21 protein-coding genes are annotated in these 19,020 nt (G+C 67.0%); 10 read left to right on the top strand and 11 right to left on the bottom strand.

Annotated features, from left to right (window positions below; translation table 11 throughout):
* Positions 1–31 precede the first annotated feature (31 nt).
* A complete protein-coding gene (argB, locus tag ACMGEZ_RS23220; protein ID WP_068680954.1) occupies positions 32–925 on the top strand; it encodes an acetylglutamate kinase in 894 nt (297 codons plus the stop codon).
* A 175-nt stretch (positions 926–1,100) separates the two neighbouring features.
* Here argB and galE read toward each other — a convergent pair whose 3' ends face one another.
* Positions 1,101–2,117, bottom strand: coding sequence for a UDP-glucose 4-epimerase GalE (gene galE, locus ACMGEZ_RS23225; RefSeq protein ID WP_436824643.1), 1,017 nt, complete (start codon positions 2,115–2,117; stop codon positions 1,101–1,103).
* A 120-nt stretch (positions 2,118–2,237) separates the two neighbouring features.
* Here galE and slmA point away from each other — a divergent pair, with 120 nt between their 5' ends.
* Entirely contained in the window at positions 2,238–2,885 is a 648-nt protein-coding gene (gene slmA, locus ACMGEZ_RS23230; RefSeq protein WP_436824644.1) for a nucleoid occlusion factor SlmA, read from the top strand.
* 129 nt (positions 2,886–3,014) lie between these two features.
* Positions 3,015–4,535, top strand: coding sequence for a catalase (locus ACMGEZ_RS23235; RefSeq protein ID WP_436824645.1), 1,521 nt, complete (start codon positions 3,015–3,017; stop codon positions 4,533–4,535).
* A 25-nt stretch (positions 4,536–4,560) separates the two neighbouring features.
* Here the strand turns inward: ACMGEZ_RS23235 and ACMGEZ_RS23240 are convergent, their stop codons facing one another.
* The 3 genes from ACMGEZ_RS23240 to fusA form a co-directional block, all read right to left on the bottom strand.
* Positions 4,561–5,085 carry a BON domain-containing protein gene (locus ACMGEZ_RS23240; protein WP_436824646.1) on the bottom strand — a complete coding sequence of 175 codons (525 nt, stop codon included), beginning with the start codon at positions 5,083–5,085 and terminating at the stop codon, positions 4,561–4,563.
* Positions 5,082–5,354 carry a hypothetical protein gene (locus tag ACMGEZ_RS23245; RefSeq protein WP_436824647.1) on the bottom strand — a complete coding sequence of 91 codons (273 nt, stop codon included), beginning with the start codon at positions 5,352–5,354 and terminating at the stop codon, positions 5,082–5,084. Before ACMGEZ_RS23245 ends, ACMGEZ_RS23240 begins: the two co-directional genes overlap by 4 nt.
* 140 nt (positions 5,355–5,494) lie before the next feature.
* Positions 5,495–7,555, bottom strand: a complete 2,061-nt coding sequence (fusA, locus tag ACMGEZ_RS23250) for an elongation factor G (protein WP_436824648.1) — start codon at positions 7,553–7,555, stop codon at positions 5,495–5,497.
* 147 nt (positions 7,556–7,702) lie between these two features.
* On the opposite strand from fusA, the gene ACMGEZ_RS23255 reads away from it, so the two are divergent.
* Positions 7,703–8,335 (top strand): LysE family translocator, encoded by a 633-nt coding sequence (locus tag ACMGEZ_RS23255; RefSeq protein ID WP_436824649.1) that lies wholly within the window; start codon positions 7,703–7,705, stop codon positions 8,333–8,335.
* A 51-nt stretch (positions 8,336–8,386) separates the two neighbouring features.
* On the opposite strand, the gene ACMGEZ_RS23260 is transcribed toward ACMGEZ_RS23255, so the two are convergent.
* The 3 genes from ACMGEZ_RS23260 to ydiK all read right to left on the bottom strand — a co-directional run bounded on the left by ACMGEZ_RS23260 (position 8,387) and on the right by ydiK (position 11,373).
* The gene (locus ACMGEZ_RS23260) at positions 8,387–9,286 is read right to left on the bottom strand and encodes an SDR family oxidoreductase (RefSeq protein ID WP_436824650.1); all 900 of its coding nucleotides are present in this window, start codon (positions 9,284–9,286) and stop codon (positions 8,387–8,389) included.
* 51 nt (positions 9,287–9,337) lie between these two features.
* Entirely contained in the window at positions 9,338–10,195 is an 858-nt protein-coding gene (locus ACMGEZ_RS23265; RefSeq protein WP_436824651.1) for a helix-turn-helix domain-containing protein, read from the bottom strand.
* Between the two features lie 101 nt (positions 10,196–10,296).
* Positions 10,297–11,373, bottom strand: coding sequence for an AI-2E family transporter YdiK (gene ydiK, locus ACMGEZ_RS23270; RefSeq protein ID WP_436824652.1), 1,077 nt, complete (start codon positions 11,371–11,373; stop codon positions 10,297–10,299).
* 150 nt (positions 11,374–11,523) lie between these two features.
* Between ydiK and ACMGEZ_RS23275 the strand changes: the two genes are divergently transcribed.
* The 5 genes from ACMGEZ_RS23275 to ACMGEZ_RS23295 all read left to right on the top strand — a co-directional run bounded on the left by ACMGEZ_RS23275 (position 11,524) and on the right by ACMGEZ_RS23295 (position 16,377).
* Positions 11,524–12,198 (top strand): response regulator transcription factor, encoded by a 675-nt coding sequence (locus ACMGEZ_RS23275; protein WP_436824653.1) that lies wholly within the window; start codon positions 11,524–11,526, stop codon positions 12,196–12,198.
* A complete protein-coding gene (locus ACMGEZ_RS23280; protein WP_436824654.1) occupies positions 12,185–13,597 on the top strand; it encodes a sensor histidine kinase in 1,413 nt (470 codons plus the stop codon). The genes ACMGEZ_RS23275 and ACMGEZ_RS23280 overlap by 14 nt, the downstream gene beginning before the upstream one ends.
* A gap of 124 nt (positions 13,598–13,721) precedes the next feature.
* Positions 13,722–14,444: a TerC family protein gene (locus tag ACMGEZ_RS23285; RefSeq protein ID WP_436824655.1), complete on the top strand. Its 723-nt coding sequence runs from the start codon at positions 13,722–13,724 to the stop codon at positions 14,442–14,444.
* 167 nt (positions 14,445–14,611) lie between these two features.
* The gene (locus ACMGEZ_RS23290) at positions 14,612–15,139 is read left to right on the top strand and encodes a VOC family protein (RefSeq protein WP_436824656.1); all 528 of its coding nucleotides are present in this window, start codon (positions 14,612–14,614) and stop codon (positions 15,137–15,139) included.
* A gap of 110 nt (positions 15,140–15,249) precedes the next feature.
* The gene (locus tag ACMGEZ_RS23295) at positions 15,250–16,377 is read left to right on the top strand and encodes a sensor histidine kinase (protein WP_436824657.1); all 1,128 of its coding nucleotides are present in this window, start codon (positions 15,250–15,252) and stop codon (positions 16,375–16,377) included.
* A gap of 37 nt (positions 16,378–16,414) precedes the next feature.
* Here ACMGEZ_RS23295 and ACMGEZ_RS23300 read toward each other — a convergent pair whose 3' ends face one another.
* The 4 genes from ACMGEZ_RS23300 to ACMGEZ_RS23315 form a co-directional block, all read right to left on the bottom strand.
* Positions 16,415–16,858 (bottom strand): VOC family protein, encoded by a 444-nt coding sequence (locus ACMGEZ_RS23300; RefSeq protein WP_436824658.1) that lies wholly within the window; start codon positions 16,856–16,858, stop codon positions 16,415–16,417.
* Between the two features lie 137 nt (positions 16,859–16,995).
* On the bottom strand, positions 16,996–17,481 hold the full coding sequence (locus tag ACMGEZ_RS23305) for a GFA family protein (RefSeq protein WP_436824659.1): 486 nt from the start codon (positions 17,479–17,481) through the stop codon (positions 16,996–16,998).
* A gap of 81 nt (positions 17,482–17,562) precedes the next feature.
* Positions 17,563–17,769, bottom strand: a complete 207-nt coding sequence (locus tag ACMGEZ_RS23310) for a hypothetical protein (RefSeq protein WP_436824660.1) — start codon at positions 17,767–17,769, stop codon at positions 17,563–17,565.
* A 76-nt stretch (positions 17,770–17,845) separates the two neighbouring features.
* A complete protein-coding gene (locus ACMGEZ_RS23315) occupies positions 17,846–18,328 on the bottom strand; it encodes a GNAT family N-acetyltransferase (RefSeq protein ID WP_436824661.1) in 483 nt (160 codons plus the stop codon).
* A gap of 276 nt (positions 18,329–18,604) precedes the next feature.
* Here ACMGEZ_RS23315 and ACMGEZ_RS23320 point away from each other — a divergent pair, with 276 nt between their 5' ends.
* A complete protein-coding gene (locus ACMGEZ_RS23320; RefSeq protein WP_436824662.1) occupies positions 18,605–18,991 on the top strand; it encodes a hypothetical protein in 387 nt (128 codons plus the stop codon).
* Positions 18,992–19,020: the final 29 nt, after the last annotated feature.

The raw sequence follows: 19,020 nt of genomic DNA on the forward strand, positions 1-19,020 counted from the left end.
AATCCGCCGCATCCGTCTGCCTCACCCGACCATGACCGATCCAGTCCTCAACATCCCCCCGCGCGACAAGGCCGAGATCCTGGCCCAGGCGTTGCCGTACATCCGCAAGTTCCACGGCAAGACCATCGTCATCAAGTACGGCGGCAACGCCATGACCGATCCGGCCCTGCAGGCCGACTTCGCGGAAGACGTGGTGCTGCTCAAGCTGGTCGGCATGAACCCCGTGGTGGTCCACGGCGGCGGCCCGCAGATCGAGGCCGCGCTCAACCGACTGGGCAAGAAGGGTCACTTCATCCAGGGCATGCGCGTGACCGACGCCGAGACCATGGAGGTCGTCGAATGGGTGCTGGCCGGCGAGGTCCAGCAGGACATCGTGGGCCTGATCAACCAGGCCGGCGGCAAGGCGGTGGGCCTGACCGGGCGCGACGGCGGCTTGATCCGCGCCCAGAAGCTCAAGATGGCGGACCGCAACGACCCGAACATCGAGCACGACGTCGGCCAGGTGGGCGACATCGTGGCCATCGACCCCGGTGTCGTGAAGGCGCTTCAGGACGATGCCTTCATCCCCGTCGTGAGCCCCATCGGCTTCGGCGAGGAGAACGAGAGCTACAACATCAACGCCGACGTGGTGGCAGGCAAGCTGGCCACCGTGCTGAAGGCCGAGAAGCTCATGCTGCTGACCAACACGCCCGGCGTGCTCGACAAGGACGGCAAGTTGCTGACCAACCTCAGCGCCCGCGAGATCGACGACCTGTTCGCCGACGGCACCATCTCCGGCGGCATGCTGCCGAAGATCGAAGGCGCGCTGGATGCGGCCAAGAGCGGCGTCAATGCGGTCCACATCATCGATGGGCGGGTGCCGCATGCGATGCTGCTGGAGATCCTGACGGATCAGGCCTACGGGACCATGATTCGGGCGAGGTAGGGAGGGTCGGGCTCGAGGAGACGGTGCCTACAGTTCCTCGGGCGCCGCTCTCACCTTCAGTCGTGAGAACGAGTCCGGCTGCGATCCAACGATACGTGCCAGTTCGTGCTGGCAGCCTCGCGAACTTGGTTCCAAGCCACCGCTTGCGCGAGGACTACCTGCCGCAGTTCGGTCCTCAGGCATAGCCCGCAGGATTCCCCTGCTGCCACCGCCAGCTGTCCGCGCACATCTGGTCCAGCCCCCGTTGGGCACGCCAGCCCAGCAGCGATTCGGCGAGCGCCGGATCGCCCCAGTAGGCCGGCACATCGCCCGGCCGCCTCGGCCCGATCTCATAGGCGATGGTCTTGCCGCTGGCCCGCTCGAAGGCCTTCACCACGTCGAGCACCGAGGCACCCTGGCCCGTGCCCAGGTTCAGGGTCACGAGCCCCGATTGCTTCTCGGCATGGCGCAGTGCCGCCACGTGCCCCTCGGCGAGGTCCATCACATGCACGTAGTCGCGCACGCCGGTGCCGTCCGCTGTCGGGTAGTCGCCGCCGTGCACCGAGAGCCTGTCGCGCAGCCCCACCGCCACCTGGCTCACGAAGGGCATCAGGTTGTTCGGCTTGCCCTGCGGGTGCTCGCCGATCAGGCCGCTTTCGTGCGCGCCCACCGGGTTGAAGTAGCGCAGCAGCGCGATGCGCCATGCCGGGTGCGCGCGATGCAGGTCGCGCAGCGCGTCCTCCACCATCAGCTTCGATCGGCCGTAGGGATTGGCTGGCCGCAGCGCCGCGCTCTCGGGGATCGGCGAGCTGTCCGGGTCGCCATAGACCGTGGCGGAGGAGGAGAAGATCAGCGTGCGCACGCCCGCCGCCTGCATCGCCTCGACCAGCACGAAGCTGCCGTGCACATTGTTCTGGTAGTAGGTGATCGGGTCGGCCACCGAGTCGCCCACCGCCTTGAGGCCGGCGAAATGGATCACACCGCCGATCGCCTCCTCGCGAAACAACCGGTCGAGCAGCGCGCGGTCGCGCACGTCGCCCTCGACGAAGCGCGGCGCGGTGCCGATGATCCGGGCCAGGCGATCGAGCACGCGCACGTCGCTGTTGCCGAGGTTGTCGAGGATCAGCGGCGCATAGCCTGCCGCGGCCAGCGCCACGCAGGTGTGGCTGCCGATGAAGCCGGCCCCGCCGGTCACCAGAATCGTTGGGTTCATCGTTCTCTTTCGCCTGTGTCGTTTGGAACCTGTTGATTCTGCGCGACGTACAGTGCATGCCCGGTTGGCACGCGCTTACTGCGCTGTGCGAGAATCAATTTTTTACATTTTGCCCTGCCCATGCAGAACGAAGAGACAAGCGCCCCTGGTGCCCCGCTGAGTTCCGTGAGTTCAGAGCCGGTGGCCGCACCGACACGCAAACGTCCCAAGCCGGGCGAACGGCGCGTGCAGATCCTTCAGGCCCTGGCCGCCATGCTGGAGCAGCCGGGCGCCGAGCGGGTGACGACCGCGGCGCTTGCCGCCCGGCTCGAGGTGAGCGAGGCCGCGCTGTACCGGCACTTCGCGAGCAAGGCGCAGATGTTCGAAGGCCTGATCGACTTCATCGAGCAGAGCGTGTTCACGCTGATCAACCAGATCACCGAGCGCTCCGCCCCGGGCCAGGAGCAGGCCGCGCGCATCATCGCGATGCTGGTCCAGTTCGCCGAGAAAAACCCGGGCATGACCCGCGTGATGGTGGGCGATGCGCTGGTCTACGAGAACGAGCGCCTGCAGAACCGCATGAACCAGTTCTTCGACAAGATCGAGGCCACGCTGCGCCAGGCACTGCGCGGCGCCGCCGAAGGCTCGGCCACGCCCAGCGTCGATGCGCAGGTGCGCGCCTCTGCGCTCGCCGCCTTCGTGGTGGGGCGCCTGCAGCGCTTCGCCCGCTCGGGCTTCCGGCGCCAGCCCTCGGAGCATCTCGAAGCCGCTGTCGCGCTGATGCTCTGAGCACTACGCACTACCTCCAAGGAGGTAGCCGGCATCGCTCCCTATGGCGGGGATAGCGCGATGTCATCCACGGGCCGCATGTTCATGGCCAGAATCCAAGGCTCCTGAACAAGCCCGAGGACCAGCCCCATGACCCTTACCCGCAAGCTCACCACCGAGAGCGGTGCTCCCGTCGAGAACAACCAGCACTCGCAGACCGCCGGCCCCACCGGCCCGGTGCTGATGCAGGACCACCACCTGATCGAGAAGCTCGCGCGCTTCGCCCGCGAGCGTATCCCCGAGCGCGTGGTGCACGCCCGCGGCTCCGGCGCTTATGGTGTCTTCGAGGTCACGGCCGACGTCACGAAGTGGACCAAGGCCCGCTTTCTCTCCCAGGTCGGCAAGAAGACCGAGGTGCTGGCGCGCTTCTCCTCGGTGGCGCCGGAGTCCGGCGGCGCCGACACCCAGCGCGACCCGCGCGGCTTCGCGCTCAAGTTCTACACCGAAGAGGGCAACTACGACCTGGTCGGCAACAACACGCCGATCTTCTTCATCCGCGATCCGCTGAAGTTCCCCGACTTCATCCATACGCAGAAGCGCGACCCTTTCAGCCACGTGCAGGAGCCCAACAACGTCTGGGATTTCTTCTCGCACTCGCCGGAGATGACGCACCAGTTCACCTGGTTGTTCGGCGACCGCGGCCTGCCCCGCACCTTCCGCCACATGGACGGCTTCGGCTCGCACACGTTCCAGTGGGTCAACGCACAGGGCGAGGCCTTCTGGGTCAAGTACCACTTCAAGACCAATCAGGGCATCGAGTGCCTGACGGCGGAGGAGGGCATGCGCCTGGCCGGCGAGCAGCCCAGCTACCACCACCTGGACCTGCTGCATGCCATCGAGCGCGGCGAGTTCCCGAGCTGGCGCGTGCAGGTGCAGGTCATGCCCGTGGCCGAGGCGCAGCATTACCGCTTCAACCCCTTCGACCTGACCAAGGTCTGGTCGCACAAGGACTACCCGAAGATCGACATCGGCACCTTCACGCTGAACCGCAATCCCGACAACTACTTCGCCGAGATCGAGCAGGCGGCCTTCAACCCTGCCAACTTCGTGCCCGGCATCGGTCCCTCGCCCGACAAGATGCTGCAGGGCCGGCTGTTCAGCTATGGCGATGCGCAGCGCTACCGCGTGGGCACCAACCACACGCAGCTGCCGGTGAACTGCCCGCACGCCACGCGTGCCGCCAACTACGGCCGCGACGGCGCGATGCGCTACGACAACGCCGGCCGCAGCCCCAACTACGAGCCCAACAGCTTCGGCGACGCACCCAAGCAAAGCAACGAGCCGGTCTACGCGCCGCTCGAAGTGCACGGCTGGACCGGCAGCCATGCGTGGACTCCGCATCCCGAGGACACCGACTTCGTGCAGGCCGGCGACCTCTACCGCCTGATGGACGAAGCCGCCAAGGGCCGCCTGGTCGCCAACATCGCCGGCAGCCTCGGCCAGGTGACGCGCCAGGACATCATCGAGCGCGCGCTCGGACATTTCCGCCAGGCGGATGCGGACTACGGCGAGCGCGTGCAGAACGCCGTGCGCGCCGTGCAGGCACGCATCAAGGGGGAGGAAGTGGCGCTCCAGACCGGCAAGCCGGCCCAGGTGATGGCCGGAGCCTGACGGCCAACTGGCTCGCCGGCTTCGTTCAGTTCGTCGCCGTCACCGTGATCCGGTTGTCGACCTTGTCGACGCCGTTCACGGTGCGCGCGATCTGCTCGGCGCGCGACTTCGCCTCGGCGTTCGGTGCCGAGCCGCTCAGCCGCACGGTGCCCGCGTTGGCGGCGACATCGATCTGCCGCGGACCGAGTTCCGGATCGCGCGCGATCGCGGCCGACACCGAGGCCGTGACGGCCGTGTCGCTGGCCGACGAACTCAGCGCGCTGCCGGCATTCTTCAGCGCCTGCTTGGCCGCGTCGACGTCCTCCTTCACGTCCGGCGACTTGAAGTAGTTCACCGTGTTGTCGCGCGCCTTCTCCGCCAGGTCCGCGGCCTTGCGCGCGGCATTGACCGTCGCGTCCTGCGTCTTCTCGACGGCGGCGTCGACGTTCTCGCGGCTCTGGGCCGCTTCCCGATCGCTGCAGCCGGCCAACGCCGCCATCACGGCGCCCGCCACCAGGACGGCGCCATGCAGCCGCAGCGGGCGAAGCAGCCGCTCGTACTTCAAGGTCATCGGGGTTCTCCTCGTCGGGGCCATCGGCCGCCGCGGAACTGCTCCAGCATGCCCGCCAGGCGCGCCACGCCGCCGGTGCCGCTTGCCGCGCGGCCGATGAAGGCGCCCGCCGCGGCACCGATCAGCGTGCGGCCGATCAGCGAGCGGCTGCGCCCGGTCGCCATCAGCAGCAGCACACCGGTGGCCAGCACGATCAGGTGTTCGCCCGGCAGGTCGGGCCGACGGGCGTCCGCTTCCTTCAGCGACGCGAGCCAGGATTTCAGTTGCATGGGGGACTCCTCGTTCCAGCGCCTTCTTCATAGACGCGGCACCGCATTGCCGGTGTAGGCCGGGTTCGACGATGGAACGGGGAATCGCGCCGCCATCCGCGCGCAGATTCCTGTGCGCAGGCCCGCCCGCGCGCGCCGCTTCACTCCGTGTCGCGCACCTTGTGCTGCGACATCAACTGCTGCTGCGTCGAGGGCGGCACCGGCTCGTAGTGCGACAGCTCGATGGTGTAGCGCCCCTGGCCGCTGGTCATGGCATTGAGCCGCGACTGGTACCCCGACAGCTCCGACATCGGCACCTGGCCGCGCACCAGCACCATCCCCGCCGCTGCGTTGGCGGTGCCGCTGACCAGGCCGCGCCGGGACGACAGGTCGCCGGTGATGTCGCCGATGGCGCCTTCCGGCGCGGCGATCTCGATCTTCACCACCGGCTCCAGCACGATGGGCCGCGCCTCCTGAATGGCCGCGATGAAGGCCTTGCGCCCCGCCGTGGCGAAAGCGATGTCCTTGCTGTCCACGCTGTGGCTCTTGCCGTCGTAGACCGTCACGCGCACGTCCACGACCGGGTAGCCGGCGATCGCGCCGTGCTCCAGCACCTCGCGCACGCCCTTCTCGACGGCCGGGATGAACTGGTAGGGAATGGCCCCGCCCTTGACCTCGTCCTTGAACTCGAAGCCCGCGCCGCGCGGCAGCGGCTCCACGCGCAGGAACACCTCGCCGAACTGGCCGGCCCCGCCGGTCTGCTTCTTGTGGCGATGGTGGCCTTCGGCCGGCGCGGTCACCGTCTCGCGGTAGGCGATGCGCGGCGGCCGCGTATTGACCTCGAAGCGGTACACCTCGCGCAGCCGCTCCAGCAGCACGCGCAGGTGCAGCTCGCCCAGGCCGTAGACGATGGTCTCGTTGGTGACCGCCACGTGCTCCACGCGCAGGCACGGGTCTTCGTCCACCAGCTTGCCCAGGATCTCCCACAGCCGCTGCTCGTCGCCGTGACGCTGCGGCTCGATCGCCAGGCCATGCACCGGAATCGGAAAGTCCAGCGGTGCCAGGTGCACATGGTCATCCTCGGCCGCGTCGTGCAGCACAGCGTCGAAGTGGGCGTCCTCCACCTTCGCCACTGCGGCGATGTCGCCCGGCAGCGCGCGCGCCACCTCGGTGTATTCCTTGCCCTGCAGCATAAACACGTGGTTCACCTTGAAAGGCTTGCGCCCGTCGCCGATGAAGAGCTGGCTGTCGCGCGTGACGGTGCCCTGGTGCACGCGGAAGATGCCCATCTTCCCCACATACGGATCGACCGTGACCTTGAACACATGCGCCAGTACGTGCAGCGACGAATCGGGCTTCGCCTCCATGGGCCGCGCCTCCTCGCCCTCGCCGATGAGGAAGGCCGGCGGGTTGGCCTCGGTCGGGTCGGGCAGCAGCTTGACGATCACGTCCAGCAGCTCGCCCAGCCCCGCGCCGTTGCGCGCCGAGACGAAGCACACCGGGATCAGGTGCCCTTCGCGCAGCGCCTGCTCCAGCGGCGCATGCAGTTCGCCAGGGTCCACGTCGCCCTGCTCGAGGTAGCGGTCGACGAAGGCCGCGTCCACCTCCACCACCTGCTCGACCAGCGCACGGTGCGCCGTCTCCACGTCGCCCATCGTGCAGCGGCCCTCGCGGTTGTAGAAGCAATCGAGCACCCGGGTGCCGCCGTCGTCGGGCAGGTTCACCGGCAGGCATTCGCGGCCGAAGGCGGCCTGGATCTCCGCAAGGAGGCCCGCCATGTCCACGCCCTGCGAATCGATCTTGTTGACGATCACCATGCGCGCCAGCTTGCGCCTGGCCGCATGCTCCATCATGCGAACGGCCATCGGCTCGATGCCGATGGCCGCGTTGACCACCACCGCCGCCGTCTCCACTGCCTCCAGCACTGGCAGGCTCTGGCCGAGGAAGTCGGCTCCGCCGGGCGTGTCGAGCAAGTGGATGCGCGTGCCCGCATGCACGAGATGCATCACCGAGGAGTTGAGCGAGTGCTGCATGCGGCGCTCGAGCGGATCGAAATCGCTCACCGTGCTGCCGCGCTCCACGCTGCCCGGCGCGCCGATGGCGCCGGACTTGAGCAGCAGCGCCTCGGCCAGGGTGGTCTTGCCCGCGGCAGGCGCTCCGACGAGCGCCAGGGTTCGCACCGCTTCCATTTCGGCCGCGAGGCCGTTCGATCGGCTTGGCATGGACATCTCCTTGCGTGCTCCGCCCGGTGGGCAGGTCAGGGTACGGGATTGCCCAGCGCGGCGCAAGGCGGGCGAACCTGAGCGGGCCGGCTCGCGGCGTGGCGGCCCGAGGGCTATCATGCTCGCCCGACCGGAGGACTCGCCCGCATGAACACCCCGACCCTGCTCGTCTTCGCCTTCGTGGCACTCATCGCCATCGCCACCCCCGGCCCCACCGTGCTGCTGGCGCTGGCCAACGGTTCACGCTTCGGCGTGCGCCGCGCGCTGCCCGGCATGCTCGGCGCGGTCGCCTCCGACTTCGTGCTGGTGGGCGCCGTCGCGCTGGGCCTCGGCGCGCTGCTGGCCGCCTCGGAGTTCTGGTTCTCGGTGCTCAAGTGGGTGGGCGCGGCCTACCTGGCCTGGCTGGGCATCCGCCTGCTGCGTTCGCAAGGCAGCCTGGACGTCTCTCAGCAGGACGCAGCCGGCGTCGGGGGCAGCCCGCGCGCCATCTTCGCCAAGTCCTTCCTGGTGGCGGTGACCAACCCCAAGGGCTATCTCTTCTGCTCGGCGTTGATGCCGCAGTTCATCGACCCGAGTGCGGCGCAGTGGCCGCAGTACGTCGCCATCGGTCTCGTGTTCGCGGGGCTGGACTTCTCGGTGATGCTGGCCTATGCCGTGATCGGCGCGCGTGCCGTCAAGCTCCTGCGCCGGCGCGCCGTGCTGTGGCTTGACCGCTGCTGCGGCGGTGCGCTGCTGGCGCTGGCGGGCTCGCTTGCCTTCTACCGCCGCAGCGCGAGCTGAGCTGCATGGCTTGCTCTCCCTCGGGCGGCAGAGGGCCTGGATGAGAGTGGCTCAGCCTTCGTCGAGTTCGAACGCCGGCACCTGCCGCCCATCGACATCCGTGAAGCCGTACTCGTGCGCGAGATCCGCGACGCGATGCACGCCGCCACTCTTGTCCAGCACGCGGCCATCCCGCGCCAGCGCCACCACCGCCCGCCCCAGATAGCGCGGCGATTCCGTGCGTGCGAGTGCAGGCCGCTCGTGCCAATGTGCCTCGTCGGCCTTGTGCGCGGCCAGGACGAACTCGGTGCGCATCCATCCGGGCGACACCGCCAGGGAGGCAACGCCGTGCGGCCGCAAGTCCTGCGCCATTCCGAAGGCCAGGCGCGTCATCGCGGCCTTCGCCAGGTCGTAGAACAGACTGCCTCGCAGGTAGCGGTCGCGATCCCAGAAGGTGGTCGTCACGATCAGCCCGCGCCTGCGGCGCACCATCATCGGCGCCGCGAAGCGGCTGGCCAGCAGGTGGTTTCGCACGCCGCGGTCGAGCATCGAGTCCCAATTGGAAAGCGGATGCTCCCAGAACGGCGCCTCGAACACCCCGTTGAAGGTTTCGTGCCCGCCCCAGGCGTTGTTCACCAGCAGGTCGATGCGGCCGGCCTCGCGCTCCACGCGCGCGAACAGCGCCGCGACCTCCTCCTCGCGTGTGTGGTCGCAGCGCGCGGCGATGCCGCGCCCGCCCATTCGCGTGACTTCCTCTGCCGTCTCGTCGATGCTGCCGGGGAGGGTGTCGAGGCCCGACATGCCCATGAGCTGGCCATAGGTGCCCGCCGGCTGCTCGCGTGTGCTGCGCCCCGTTACGTACACGGTCGCGCCGGCCGCGCCCAGCTCCTGGGCGATCCCGCGTCCCGCGCCGCGGCTGGCGCCGGTCACCACGGCCACGCAATCCTCGAGACTTGACTGCTGCTGCTGCATCCGCTGCTCCTTTCTTCGCTTCTTGCCGAGTCCGGGAACGATAGGGTGCCTTCAATCCGCTGTCTTGGAAGAACCCGAAACGGCGCGTCCCAGGAACTCGGTCGGCGTCAGCCCGCAGAGAGCGCGAAACTCGTTCGCCAGGTGCGACTGGTCGTAGTAGCCATGGTCGATCGCCATCTCGGCCCAGTCGGGATTCGCCTGCCGACGCAGTGCGCGCAGGCAGCCGTGCAGCCGCGCCAGCCTGCCCCAGGCACGCGGCGACAGGCCCACGTGAGCGTGGAACAGCTGCTGCAGGCGCCGCTCCCCGACGCCGACGGTCTCCGCCACCTCGCGCAGCGGCCGCCGCCCGCCCGAAGCGGCAATGAGCTGCGCTGCATGCGCCGCTGCCCGCTGCGAGGCGAATCCTCCATCGGCCTCCCGCAGCCGGCGCTGCAAGGCCGCATGCAGCAGGGCCATGCGTGCGGCGTCGTCCGGGGCCTGGGCCATGCGCTCCAGCAGCCGGGTCCCTTCGCCGCCCCACAGCGTGTCCAGGGGCACGGCCATGCCCGCCAACTCGCCTGCCGGCAACCCGAGCAGACCGGCCGCTCCGCCGGGGCGCAAGGTGAGCGACACGCCATCGATCCGGCCGCGCAGGCGCACCAGTGCCGGGGCTGTCGACGCGCCGGCCACGACCGCGGAAGGACTGCCGACCTCGCCGAAATTGAAGATCAACCGCACCGCTCCGTCGGGCAGCACGCGTTCGAGCACCTCGTGCCCCGCCGCCACGCGCTCGTTGCACAGCAGGATGTGCGAGACATGCGGGCGCAGCCCGGCCCTCACCGGCATGGCCCGCAGCGTGCCCGCGGGCGCTTCCGCCTCCGGCCCTTGCACCGGGTCGTCGTCGAGTCGGAGGAAGAGGCGTTCGTTCATCGGGATGAAGTGCGTTCGAATGCTACTGCTTCGCCGCGCGGCCCCTTCATCCGCTTTGCCCGCTGCGTCTTCGCGCCGGTAGGCCCTTGGCCCCGTTCTACCTACTGCTGCGCGGCATCCGCCGCCAGCGGCTCGGCATCGTGCAGCCAGGCGTTGACCAGCGTGTACGACACCGCGAGCATCACCGGCCCGACGAAGATGCCGACCAGCCCGAAGCCCAGCAGCCCCCCGATCACCCCCGCGAAGATCAGCACCAGCGGCAGGTCGGCGCCGCGGCGGATCAATACGGGGCGCAGGAAGTTGTCCATCGTGCCGACGATCACCGTCCACACCAGCAGGAAGATGCCCCAGCCCGTCGATCCGCTCCAGAAGACCCAGATGACTGCCGGCGCCAGCACCAGCGTCGGACCGACCTGCACGATGCACAGCATGAACATCACCGCCGTGAGCAGCGCCGCGAAGGGCACCCCCGCGATGGCCAGGCCGATGCCGCCCATCACCGCTTGCACGAAGGCCGTGACGCCCACGCCGAGCGCCACGCCGCGGATCGCCTTGCCGGCCAGCACCACCGCATCTTCCCCACGCTGACCGCCGAGCTTGAAGCCGAAGCGCCGCACCACGTCCGCCGCCGACTCGCCGCCCGCATACATCATCCCGGCGATCACCACCGTGAGGAGGAACTGCAGCGTCAGCGCCCCCACCACGCCGGCTTGCGCGAGCAGCCATGTGGTGACCTGCCGGATGTAGGGGGTGACCTTGTCCTCCAGGCCCGTCACGCCGGCGGCCACCAGCTCGTTCCAGGCCTGGCTCAGCCGCGTGCCGACCAGCGGCAGGCGCTCGACCCAGCCGGGCAGCGTGGGCGCGCCCCGGCTGATCAGCACCCGGACCCACGCGACCACTTCCTCCGCGTTGGACACGATCGTCGAGATCGCCAGCGTGAGCGGCAGCACGAACAGCAGCAGCAGGATCACCACCATCACCAGCACCGCGAGGCTGCGGCGCTTCCACAGGCGCGCCTGGATCCAGAGGAAGGCGGGCCAGGTGGCGACGACAACCATGGCGGCCCAGATCGTGGCGCCCAGGAAGGGCCGCAGGATCCAGAGGGAGGAGCCGATGAGCAAGGCCAGCGTGAGGACGCTGAAGGTGGTTCTGGCGAGATCGGGACGGGGGGCGGACATGGGTGCTGGGGCTGCGGCCGGGATGAGCAACCCGGAGTGTGCGCGAAGTGGGCCCCCCGTGGAGCGCCCCGGCGCGCCCGCTGCCCGGAGCCGATGCGCGCAGGGGCTTGCGGTTAGCATCGCCGGCAGAGACACGCAGTCAGGAATTCAATGCGGATATTGCTCGTCGAGGACGACCGGGTGCTGGCGGATGCGCTCTCGCGAGCGCTGGTGCAGTCCGCCCATGCCGTCGACGTCGTCTCCACCGGCGAGGAGGCCGACCATGCCCTCGCCCCCGGCACCTACGACCTCGCCATCCTGGACATCGGCCTGCCGGGCCTGAACGGGCTGGATGTGCTGAAGCGGCTCCGGGGCCGCAAGTCCACCATGCCCGTGCTCATGCTCACCGCCTTCGACACCCTCGCAGACCGCGTCCGCGGACTCGACCTGGGCGCCGACGACTACCTGGCCAAGCCCTTCGACCTGCCGGAGCTCGAAGCGCGCGTGCGCGCGCTGCTGCGTCGCAGTACCCGGTCCACGCCCGACCTCGAACACGGCCTGCTGCGCTTCGACACCGTGGGCCGCCGCGTCTTCCACGACAAGCGGCCGGTGGAGCTGTCGCCGCGCGAACTCGCCTTGCTGGAACTGCTGCTCATGCGCGCGGGACGTGTCGTCAGCAAGGAGCACATGGTCAACCACCTGTACGGCTGGGGGGAGGAGGTCGGCGACAACGCGATCGAGGTCAATGTCTACCGGCTGCGAAAGAAGCTGGAGCCGCTCGGTTGCGAGATCCGGACCGTGCGCGGCATGGGCTACCTGATCGACAGCAGCGATGTGGAGGGCTGAGCCTCGGCTGCAGCGCAAGCTGTTGGCCTGGCTGCTCGGGCCGCTCGCCGTGCTGCTGGTGCTCGACACCGGCGTCGCCTACTGGAATTCGCTGCGCTTCTCCAACCTCGCCTACGACCGCGCGCTGCACGAGATCGGACGCGAGATCGCCCTGCACGTGAAGCTCGATGGAACCCGTCCCCGGCTCGAACTCTCGGAAGCCGCGGCCAACATCCTCCTGCTCGATCAGGAAGACCAGCTCTTCTACCGCGTCGTCTCCGAGGACGGTGCCGATCTGGGCGGCGATGCGCAGTTGCCGCCGCGGCGCATCGAGAAAACCGCCAGGCCCGACTTCTACGGCGGCGAGGTGCGCGGCGAGCCGGTGCGCATGATGGTGGCCTGGATGCCCATTGGTGCGGACGCCCGGCCTCCGCTGGTCCTGGTGCAGGTGGCCGAAACGCTCAACAAGCGCGCGCGCTTCACCTGGGAGATGGTCGCCAACGTGGTGCTGCCCCAGCTGCTCTTGATCGTCATGGCGACAGCGGTGGTCTGGTTCGGGGTCTCGCGCGGGCTCGCGCCGCTGCAGCGCCTCCGGCGCGCCGTATCCGACCGCTCGCACCTGGACCTGAGCCCGATCGACACGCACGACGTTCCAGGAGAGGTGCGCCCGCTGGTGGACGACGTCAACGAGTTGATGGCACGCCTCGGGCGCACCTTCGACTTCCAGAACCGCTTCGTCGCGGACGCGGCGCACCAGCTGAAGACGCCGGTCAGCGGCCTCAAGGCACAGATCGAGCTGGCGCTGCGCGAGAGCGATCCGGAGCGCGTGCGCCACTCGCTCGCGCAGCTCTATATCAGCGCCGACCGGCTGTCCAGGCTGGTGCGCCAGCTGCTTTCGCTGGCCCGCAACGAGCCCGGCGCGCTCGACTCGATGCAACTGCAGCCGCTGGACCTGAATGCCCATGCCCTGGAGGTGAGCATGGACTGGGTGCCGCAGGCCATCAAGCGCAACATCGACCTGGGCTTCGAAGGTGCCGACCATCCGCTGATGATCGACGCCGACCGCGACCGCCTGCGCGAGCTGGTCAACAACCTGATCGACAACGCGATCCGCTACAGCCAGCCCGGCGGCCGCGTGACCGTGCAGGCTGGCCAGGCCGGACACGACCAATGCCGGCTCGCCATCAGCGACGATGGCCCGCGAATTCCCGTCCAGGAACGTGCCCGCATCTTCGAACGCTTCCATCGCCTCCTCGGGACGCAGGAGGATGGCAGCGGTCTCGGTCTTGCCATCGTCAGCGAAATCGCCACGATGCACGGCGCGCGCATCACGCTGGAGGAAGACGCCGACGGGGTGGGCAACACCTTCAGCGTCTTCTTCCCGTTGCGCGCTGCCGATCGGCACGGCAGCGCCTTGTAAGCTTGTTGACAGCTCGCGGACAACCGGCTGTCAGCGCGCCGGCAGAAGGGTGACAGCACAGGTCTCTACGCTCGGAAGAGGCGAAACCGCCCTGGTTTCGAACCCCATCCACCAAGGAGACACCGTGTCGTTTCTGTCGAGTCCCGAATTCTGGATCGCCCTGTCGCAGATCATCCTGATCAACATCGTCCTGAGCGGCGACAACGCCGTCGTGATCGCGATGGCCTCCCGCTCGCTGCCGTCCGCGCAGCAGAAGAAGGCCATCGTGTTCGGCAGCGTCGGCGCCATCGTGCTGCGCGTCATCCTGACCTTCTTTGCCGTCTATCTGCTGACCTTGCCGTACCTCAAGCTGGTCGGCGCCGCGCTGCTGGTCTGGATCGGCATCGGCTTGCTCCGCGAGGAGGAAGAGGAGACCAACCTCGAAGGCCACTCCGGCCTGGCCGCGGCCATCAAGACCATCGTCTTGGCCGATCTCGTCATGAGCCTGGACAATGTCGTCGGCGTCGCCGCTGCGGCCAAGGGCAATATCCCCCTGCTGGTCTTCGGCCTCGTGATCAGCATTCCCCTGATCATCTTCGGCAGCACCCTGATCCTGAAGCTGATGGAGCGCTTCCCGGTCATCATCGTTCTCGGCGCCGCGCTGCTCGGCTGGGTCGCCGGCGACATGGCGATGTCGGATCCTTCCATTGCCGGCTGGGCTGCCAACCAGCACGCGCTGCACACGGTGGTCCCCGCGCTCGGCGCCATGTTCGTGGTGGCCATCGGAAAGTGGCTGAGCAGCCGTCGCGCAGCGCGCGGCGAGGAACCGCAACCGGCGGCCAAGGCGTCCAAGCGACCGGCCGTCTGAAGGTGCCCCCATGACGCGCATCCTGGTCTCTATCGAGCCGGCGCGCCATCACATCCGCTCCTGAACGCATCGCTACCGCTGGCGGCGTAGACCGCCCGTCGGCAAAATGTGCGGCGCCGGCGCGCCGTTGGCGGACGCCGGATGCTCAACTCTCCAGGAGACACGCAATGACCAGCAAGAACACCGTCTGTCTGTGGTACGACGGCACTGCCCTCGAAGCCGCAAACTTCTACGCCGAAACCTTCCCCGACAGCGCCGTCGGCGCCGTCATGCACGCACCGGGCAACTATCCCGACGGCAAGCAGGGCGATGTGCTGGTGGTCGAGTTCACCGTCGCCGGCATTCCCTGCATCGGGCTGAACGGCGGCCCGCAGTTCAAGCACAGCGAGGCCTTCTCTTTTCAGATCGCGACCGACGACCAGGCCGAACCATCGCTTCTAGTATTCAATGCGCTGGTTCGTCTCTGCATAGGTGAAGCTCACCACGTCTTCCAGATCGAAGAACGTGCTGACATGCGTGCTGGCATCGGCCAAGGCTGTGGACGAGCCGGTGACGCATGCCGTGCGCTGCTCGGGAGAATGCTTGAACATTCCCTTCAGAACGATGCCGTTGTACAGCGTGATTGCAACTGCTTCGACTTGAACATCACGGCCATTTCTCGTGAGCGTGGCGATGGCGTCCTGGACCGCAAGTAGGGACATGATGCTTTCCGTACAAAGAAGGGCAGTGTGACACAGCACCGAAGCCGGCTCGGCCACAATCGAGCCATTTGCCCGCCTCTATGTCACTGCTCTCGAAGGCACCCATGCGTCTGGCTGAGTTCATAAAGATTCATAGCGACACCATCGTCGCTGAGGCGGCGCGGTACGCGCGCACCTTGACGCCCCTTGCACATGAATCGGAGCTGACGCTCAGGGATCACATCCCGATGATCCTCCAGGCGATCGTCCTCGACCTGGAGAACAGGCAGTCTCCAGGCGAAGCACATGCCAAGTCACTCGGCCAGGGAGCAACCCCGGCAGGGGCGCCGGATTCGGCCGCTCAAACGCATGGCCGTCTGAGAGCGAGAAGCGGGCTTCAGATGGCTCAGCTTGTCGCCGAGTACCGTGCCTTGAGAGCGGGGGTGCTCAGGCTATGGGCAGAGAAGGAGCCTGTTGCGGTTTCAGTAGGCGACGTCATCAGATTCAACGAGGCCATCGACCAGGCCGTGGCGGAGTCGGTCGAGTTCTTTTCTGCGGAAACCGACCAACTCAGGAACGTATTCCTGGGTGTACTGGGGCACGACCTGCGGGGGCCGTTGAACGCGATCATGCTCACCGCAGAGCTCATCTCGAGGAAAACCAAGGACTCACCACTGTCCGAAGTGGGTGTGCTGATACGCAGTGGCCGGCGAATGTCGTCGCTGCTGGACACCTTGCTGCAGTACAACCGCTCGGCGCTGGGCGGAGGCATGAACATTCATCGGGAACACACCAACCTTGGCAAACAATGTGCCGCAGAGATCGAGCTATTGAGCGCAGCGCTCCCGCACGCTCGCATCAATTTTTCGGCAGAGGCGGATACAGAAGGGCTGTTCGACGCTTCGGCAGTGCGCGAGGCACTTGGAAATCTGGTGAACAACGCGGTGACGTACGGGGATGACGGGCCCATCTCGGTGACGTTGACCGGTGCCGTCGACGCGGTTTTCCTGACAGTGACGAATACGGGCGAAGAGATCCCTTACTCGGAAATTCCCAAGTTGTTCCAGGCACTTCAGCGGGGTGCTGCGGTGGGCACCTCTGAAAGCCGAACGAGCCTTGGGCTTGGGCTCTTCATCGTGCAACAGATTGCCGCTGCGCATGGCGGCCAGGTCCGATGCGTGAGCTCGGCGGCAGGCACGAGCTTCGAATTGGCATTGCCACGCGGCGTCGTGGCCGCTGCGCGGGTTGCGTGACGGCGCACCCCTTGCCGCCTCCTTCACCCTCCGCGTTTCAATCTCGTGAATTTGCCTTCACGCCTCCCAGCCCCGCAGCCAGACAGGGGTTCCGCAGTTGCAGGAGATCCCACAGGTTGCCATAGAGATCCTGGAACACGGCAACCGTGCCATAGGCCTCTTCCTTCGGCTCGCGAATGAATGTGACGCCCTTGGCCTTGTACGAACGAAAGTCTCGCCAGAAATCGTCCGTAAAGAGAAACAGGAAGACCCGCCCTCCGGTCTGATTGCCGATTCGTGTCGCCTGCTCGCCGTTTGCGGCTCGTGCAAGCAACAAGCGTGATTCTTTCGCGCCGGGCGGGGAAACGACGACCCACCTCTTGTCCTGCTCGGGCACATACGTGTCCTCGACAAGGGTGAATCCAAGGGTGTCGACGTAGAAGCCGAGCGCTTCGTCGTAGTCGCGCACCACAACCGCGACCTGGCCTATTGACTGGGGCATCTGTGCATTCTCCTTTTGCCGCAGCCCCGGAAGACCAGGGTCGGGCCGGTCAGGCGTGTTCGCCGCCCGGACGATGTTGCGACTGACCGATCGACACCGTATCCGCCAAGCAAGGCCCTTTTCGGGCCGGCTTCTCCTCAACGCTCATGGCCGGTGTTGGCCCGATAACTAAGCCAGCCAGCCACCATCGGCCCTCCGTCGCTCCGGTCTTTGGGGTGACTTCGGCCCTCCAACACAGGCACTTCATCAAAGTCAAAAGGGCTCATCCCGGCAATGCACGCCACGTTCACGCCATATTGACTCGGGACGGAGCGCCGGGAATGAAAGGTATAGATGCCGCACACCGAGCAAAAGTAATGTTTCGCTTGTCCGGTATTGAACTGGTAGAGCGTTAGCTTGTCCGCCCCCTGTACGACACGTATATCGTCCATGTTGGCTGAGACGGCCACTGCGCCTCGCATGCTGCAGTACGAGCAGTTGCACCGGCGTACGCTGCGCAGCCCATCGGCCAGAACTAGACGAAAGCGTACGGCACCGCAATGGCAGGCCGCTTCAAGTTCGCAGCGTTCGTCAAGGTCAGAGGGGGTCAATACTGCACTCCGTCTAAACAGGTTTCCAGCCACAAGCCGTCGCAGTTCTGCATGAATGTTGCGACGCCAATCGACAGTCTCCAGCGTCGGGAAGGGCTCTGAGGAACGAGAGCGCTACCTGTCCACCGGGCTGCCGGACAACCAGGCCTCGCCACGCGCATAGAGCTGGTCTACCTCGGGCCCGGTGAGCTGCGGCATGTAGAGCTTCACGGTGTAGCCGATCAGCGTCTGGATGTAGGCCAGATGCCGGTATCCCTTCGGGAATTGCGCCAGGGCTGCTTGGTCGAGATCGAGTCGTGCCGCTGGATCGATTGGGTCCACACGATCCTTCTCGGGAACCTCCGTAACGCGCCTGCAGAGGCAAGCAAGGCTTTCAATATACCGGCTTGGCCAGCACTCATGCGACCAGCAGCCCCAAGACGTACTCGTCCACGTAGTGTGGCTGGTCCGCCCGCTTGTAGAACTGGCGCAGCGTGCCTTCGTGCACAAAACCCAGCTTCCCATAGAAGCGCAGCGCTTGCGCGTTGTCGCTCTCGGCGTACAGCTCGATGCGCCTGACGCCATCGGCCTTGAGCCGCTCGATCGCATCGGCGAGCATGGCATGTCCCACTCCTTGCCCATGGCGTCGTGGGTCTACCGCGAGAGTCCCGAGCAATGCGACATGTTGCACCCGACCCGGATAGCGGGTTGCCTTGTAGAAGCCTGCAAGTGCGCCGTCGACTTCCCACACGTAGAAACAACCGCTGTTCAGGAGCTCTTCGTAGATGCTTTCGAATTCGCCGAGCAACATGGGCTCGTAAGTCAGGAAGGGCACCACCTTCTCGTGCGTGTAGATCGAGAACACCGCCTCAATGTCTTGAGGTTTTGCAAGTCGGCGCATTCATGGAATCCTTGGGGTAGACGGAGCAGCCGCCGCGAGTGTACATAGCGGACGCGTCGTCATGGCGGGTGGCGGGGGTGTCGGAGTCGGGGCTCGGTCTCAGCCGTCTTGACATGGCTTCCCTGCGTCTGAGGGCCTTGTCAGCTGCAAACTCAAACACGTACTATGGTCTCTGGCATACCAAAGTGCGTCCACGCAAACTGCGCAGATGCCAATATCCGCGTCAAGCCGCTTTCGCACAGGGCGGCGTGCCCTCGTATGGAACAGGCGCAAGCAATGACTGATCGCACGCCACCCTTGCGGCCGATGCGTGAACTGCTTGCTCAGCTCCAACGTCTTCCGGTTGCCAACTTCGGCGAAGCTGATCTGCGCGCTTGCGATGGCGCTTCACTCACGGCGCTCGCCGAGGATGCAGAGGTCACGGTGTCCACCATCCACCAGGGCCTGGGCGCCATCGGCCACCTCCTGGCCCATTCCGCCGTCCCCATCGAGGACGGAAGCATCGGGGCCGACACGCTCGAAAGTCTTGGCTTCCTGATGGCCGAACTCGGCGACCTTGCCGCGGCCTGCATGACTCTCGCGGGCCACTGCCGCCGGGCCACAGGCCTCGCCGACCCGCCCGATGGTTGGCGAGGACCGAAAGGCTCGGCCGATTCGCCTTGACGCCTCCCAGGCCCGCCGCCGATGATTTT

The organism is Variovorax stachyos (assembly GCF_051400855.1).
GTDB lineage: Bacteria > Pseudomonadota > Gammaproteobacteria > Burkholderiales > Burkholderiaceae_C > Variovorax.